This window comes from Sinomonas sp. (assembly GCF_036848755.1).
Taxonomy (GTDB): domain Bacteria; phylum Actinomycetota; class Actinomycetes; order Actinomycetales; family Micrococcaceae; genus Sinomonas.
The window spans coordinates 1-5,112 of sequence record NZ_DAIUJO010000176.1 but is presented as its reverse complement, the minus strand read 5'-3'; the positions used below and the strand labels follow the sequence as shown (position 1 = coordinate 5,112).

Genomic DNA, 5,112 nt, shown 5'->3' with positions numbered 1-5,112 from the left:
TCTCGCTCGGCCGCATCGAGGGCCTCGAGGTCGCCGCCAGGGTCCTGCTCGACGCCGCCCGGTCCGTCGGGGTCCTCGCCGAGGCGTAGCTGGGGAGCCCGTAATCCAGCCGACCGGAGCCGACGCGAAGGGCCGCCCGACGCCGGTTACTCACGAGTAGCATTCGCCCGAGGCGGGGCGTTATGCTCGTCCCGTGAACACCCGGACGACGACGTCCCCACCCCCGCCCTGGACTCTCCCGGACACCACTCGCCTCGCTTCGCTCTCCGCCGGAACGGGGCCCGAGCTCGAGGTGACGTGCCCGTTCGACGGCCGCCTCGTCGGCGTCGTCCGCCAGGCGGCGGACGGTGACGTCGAGGCGGCAGTGGAGCGCGCCCGCGCGGCCCAGAAGCGCTGGGCCGCCCTACCGCCCAAGGATCGCGCCGCCGTCGGCCGGCGCTTTGCCAAGTCCGTCCTTGACCGGCGCGACGAGATCCTCGACGTCATCCAGGCCGAGACTGGCAAGTCCCGCCTCGCCGCGCTCGAAGAGGTCATCGATGCGTCGATGACGGCTTCCCACTACGCCCACACGGCGCCGGGGCTTCTCAAGCCGCGCCGCCACGTGGGCGCGTTTCCCCTCCTCACCCAGACGACCGAGCTGCGGCAGCCCAAGGGAGTCGTCGGAGTGATCACCCCCTGGAACTATCCCTTCACGCTCGTGGCGAGCGACTCCGTCCCGGCCCTGCTCGCGGGCAACGCCGTCGTGGCCAAGCCGGACCATCAGACGCCGTTCACCGCGCTGCTGGTCCTCGAGCTGCTCCTTGCCGCGGGCCTGCCCGATGGCCTGATGCAGGTCGTCGTGGGCCCCGGCCCCGTGCTGGGGCCGAAGCTCGTCAGGTCCGTTGACTTCCTCATGTTCACCGGCTCGACGCAGACCGGTCGACTGCTCGCGCAGCAGTGCGCAGCGCGGCTCATCGGCTTCTCCGCCGAGCTGGGCGGGAAGAATCCGCTCATTGTCGCGGCCGACGCCGACCTCCCGGCCGCGGCGGCCGGCGCGGCGCGCGCGTGCTTCGCGAACGCGGGACAGCTCTGCGTGGGCCCCGAGCGGATCTACGTGGACGAGGCCGTCCGCGAGCGCTTCACGGAGGCCTTCCTCGACGCCGTTCGGCGCCTGGAAGTGAGTGCGGGGACCTCGTGGGAGGCGGACATGGGCTCGCTCGTCTCGCCCGCGCAGCTCGCCAAGGTGCAGGCGCACGTTGACGACGCCGTGGAAAGGGGGGCGCGGGTCCTCGCCGGCGGCACTGCTCGCCCCGACGTCGGTCCGAGCTTCTTCGCCCCGACCGTGCTGACCGACGTTCCCGAGGACGCGAAGCTCGTGCGGGAGGAGACCTTCGGCCCCGTCGTGGCGATCTATCCGGTCGCCTCGGAGGAGGAGGCGATCACGCGGGCCAACGACAGCGAGTTCGGCCTCAACGCGAGCGTGTGGACCACGCCGTCCCGAGGAGTCGCGCTCGGCGCACGGATCGAGGCCGGAACGGTCAACATCAACGAGGGCTACGCCGCAGCGTGGGCCTCGCACGGCTCGCCCATGGGCGGGTGGAAGGAGTCCGGCGTGGGCCGCAGGCACGGCTCCGAGGGGCTCCTGAAGTACACCGAGGCCCAAACCATCTCGGTTCAGCGCGGCGTGCCCGTTGCCCCCTTCGGCGGCATGAGCAACGAGACCTTCGCCAACCTGTTCACCCGCGCCACACGGATCCTCAACCACTTCCGCTGACGAGGAGGAGCTCATGTACAAGGGGACCCCGTTGGCCGGCTCGCGCGTCCTGATCACGGGCGGCGCGTCCGGCATCGGGCGGCTCATGGCGCTCGAGGCCGCGCGCCGCGGCGCCGAGGTCGTGGTCTGGGACTTGTCCGAGGAGGGTGGCGCCGCCGTCGAAGCGGAGATCACCGCCGCCGGAGGGTGCGCCAGCTCGCGAGGCGTCAATGTCGCGGACTCCGACCAGGTGGGGGAAGCCGCCCGGGACTCGGGCGAGGTCGACGTCGTCGTGAACAACGCGGGCGTGGTGACCGGCAAGCGCCTGCTCGAGGCAGACGAGGCAGCTATTCGGCGCACCTTCGAGGTGAACGCGCTCGCGCCCTACTGGGTCACGCGGGCCTTCCTCCCGGGCATGCTCGAGCGCGGACGAGGCACCGTGGCGACCATCGCGAGCGCGGCTGGACTGATCGGCGTCGCCCGACAGACGGACTACTCGGCGAGCAAGTTCGCCTCCCTGGGCTTCATGGAATCGCTCCGCGCCGAGCTCCGAGCCGATGGGCACAGCGTGGGGACGCTCGTGGTCTGTCCCTACTACATCAACACCGGGATGTTCGAGGGAGTGCGGACCAAGTTCCCGCTGCTGCTGCCCATCCTCGAGCAGGCCGACGTCGCGCGGAAGGTCATCGAGGCCATCGAGGCCGGCCGTGAGCAGCTCGTCCTGCCGCCCTTCGCCCGGCTCGTCCCCGTCATGCGCGCGCTCCCGGTTCCCGCCTTCGACCGGCTCGCGGACTTCTTCGGCATCAACAGGACGATGGACCACTTCGTGGGGCGCGGCCAAGGGGCCACTCGGCGCTAGCGGACGTCGACGCCGGTTGGGAAGATCGTCGCACCAGCTGTTCCGAGAGGATCATCCATGACCTACGTTCCCGTCACGTCCGCTCGTCCCGAACCCGTCCGCGTCGGCCTCGTCGGCGCGGGCTGGATGGGTAGCTTCCACGCCCGCAGCCTCGCGCAGCGCATCCCCGACGCGAGCCTCGTCGCCATCGCCGATCCCGCGCTCGAGGCGGCGCAGTTGCTCGCCGCCGAGCTCGGCGTCGCCCGCGTGAGCCCCGAGCCCGAAGATGTCATCTCGGACCCAGAGGTCGACGCCGTCGTGATCGCCGCGCCGGCGCGGTTCCACGCCGAGCTTTCGATCGCCGCGGCGCGCGCTGGCAAGCACGTCTTCTGTGAGAAGCCGGCCTCGCTCGACCTCGATGAGCTCGCGCGGGTCGAGCAGGCAGTGGGCGACGCGGGGGTCCACTGGCAGGTCGGCTTCAATCGCCGCTATGCCGCGGACTTCCTCGCGGCGCGGCGGGACGTTGCGGACGGCGTCGTCGGCACCCCGCAGCTGCTCCGTTCGCTCACCCGCGACCCCGGCACGGGGAGCATCCGCAATGCCGAGCGCGTGCCGCCTGGGACGATCTTCCTCGAGACGCTCATCCACGACTTCGACGCCCTCAACTGGTACAACTCGGGCGCGGAGCCGGTGAGCGTCCATGCTGCCGCGGACGCCCTGGTCGAGCCGGAGCTCAGGGGCACGGGCTTCCTCGACACAGCCGTCGTGACGGTGCGCTACGAGAACGGCGCGATCGCCGTCGCCGAGGCGAGCTTCTCCACCCTGTACGGGTACGACGTCCGGGGCGAGGTTTTCGGCTCACGCGGCATGGTCCAGGCCGGGCGCGCGACCGAGACAGCGGCCGTCCGGTTCGGCGCGAAGGGCCTTTCGGCCGAGACCCCGCGCCTGAACATCGAGCTCTTCGCCGAGGCCTACAGGGCCGAGCTGGCCGACTTCGCGGCGCATGTGCGGGCGAGGCGCGACGGCGGCGAGGCCCCGGACCACGGCGTGCCGCTCACACCAGGGCTCGACGACGCGCGGCGCGCACTCGCCGTCGCCCGCGCCTGCATCGAAGCCGTGGGGACGGGGGAGACGGCGCGGGTGGCCGGCGTCCCCTCCCGAGGCTAGGCGGTTCACGACGACGGCGCCCCGCCCTTCGGACATAACCTCCCGGTCCGGCGCGGGGCTGGGTCCGAACGGCGCGGCGATTCTGGGAGGATGGGTCGGGCCTCTCGCGGCGAGGGGCCAGCGAGAGGAGAGGCATGCCGCAGGGCTACACGCACATCGTGATCGGGGCTGGCGCGATCGGCTCGGCAGCGGCCTACTGGCTGTCGCGGCGCCCCGGGACGCGGGTGCTAGTGATCGAGCAGTTCGACCTCGTGAATACTCTCAACTCGTCCGGCGACGTCTCGCGCATCATCCGCCACGCCTACCACAGCACCGACTACACGAAGCTCACGCCGGCCATGTTCGAGGCCTGGCACGAGATCGAGCAACGGTCCGGACTCCAGCTCTACGTCAAGACCGGAGGGCTCGATCTCGCGACCTCCGCCGAGGGCAGCCTCGCCGAGCTCGGCGCGTACAGGGCGGCCCTCGCGGCCGAGGGGATTCCCTACGAGGACCTCACCGCGCGTGAGATCCGTGCCCGCTACCCCCAGTGGCGCATCGACGACGACGTCACAGGCATGTACCAGGAGGCCGGCGGCCTGATCGACATCCGCAAGAGCGTCGCCGCGCACACGTCGCTCGCGCTGGCCCACGGAGTCGAGTTCCTCCCACGCACGAAGGTGACGGGCGTCGTCGTCCGCTCGGGAAGCGTGACGGTACGGACTCCGCGCGGTGATTTCGACGCCGGCAACCTCGTAGTGGCCGCCGCGTCCTGGCTCGGGGAGCTCATGCCGGACCTCGGTCTGGACTACAGCCTCACGCTCTCGCAAGAGCAGGTCAGCTACTTCACATCGCTGCACCTCGCGGACTTCACGCCGTCGAAGTTCCCCATCTGGATCTTCCATGGGGAGCAGGCTTTCTACGGCTTCCCCGTCTACGGTGAGCCCGCGGTGAAGCTCGCACGGGATATGCGCGGGCGGTTCATCGAGAGCGGCGAGCGCGTCTTCGAGGGCGACGACGACGAGGCGGCGATCCTGCGCGGGTTCCTCGAGCGATACCTGCCTTCGGCCGCGGGGCCCGTGTACGCCAACCGGACGTGCGTGTACGACATGGCCCCCGATCGCGACTTCGTCCTCGACACGCTGCCGCACGCACCGCACGTCGCCGTCTTCAACGGCGCCGGGCACGCCGGCAAGTTCGCGAGCCTGATCGGGAGGATCCTCTCGGAGCTGCTCACCGACGGCGGCACCCCGCTGCCGATCGACGCTTTCTCCCTCCGGCGCCCGGCGATCGCCGACCCGAGTTTCGAGCCGGTCTTCCGGCTGGCTTGACCCTTCCGTTGCGCCGTCACCTCCGCAGGGGCCCTTCCGTCGCGCCGTCACCTCCGCAGGGGCCC

General features: G+C 71.1%; 4 protein-coding genes. All 4 read left to right on the top strand.

Annotation, left to right across the window (positions count from 1 at the left end; all coding sequences use genetic code 11):
* Positions 1–193: 193 nt before the first annotated feature.
* Positions 194–1,753, top strand: coding sequence for a succinic semialdehyde dehydrogenase (locus V7053_RS17805; protein WP_334173599.1), 1,560 nt, complete (start codon positions 194–196; stop codon positions 1,751–1,753).
* A 13-nt stretch (positions 1,754–1,766) separates the two neighbouring features.
* Positions 1,767–2,591 (top strand): SDR family oxidoreductase, encoded by an 825-nt coding sequence (locus tag V7053_RS17800; protein ID WP_334173598.1) that lies wholly within the window; start codon positions 1,767–1,769, stop codon positions 2,589–2,591.
* A 57-nt stretch (positions 2,592–2,648) separates the two neighbouring features.
* Positions 2,649–3,737 carry a Gfo/Idh/MocA family oxidoreductase gene (locus tag V7053_RS17795; RefSeq protein WP_334173597.1) on the top strand — a complete coding sequence of 363 codons (1,089 nt, stop codon included), beginning with the start codon at positions 2,649–2,651 and terminating at the stop codon, positions 3,735–3,737.
* 134 nt (positions 3,738–3,871) lie between these two features.
* Entirely contained in the window at positions 3,872–5,047 is a 1,176-nt protein-coding gene (solA, locus tag V7053_RS17790) for an N-methyl-L-tryptophan oxidase (RefSeq protein WP_334173596.1), read from the top strand.
* Positions 5,048–5,112: the final 65 nt, after the last annotated feature.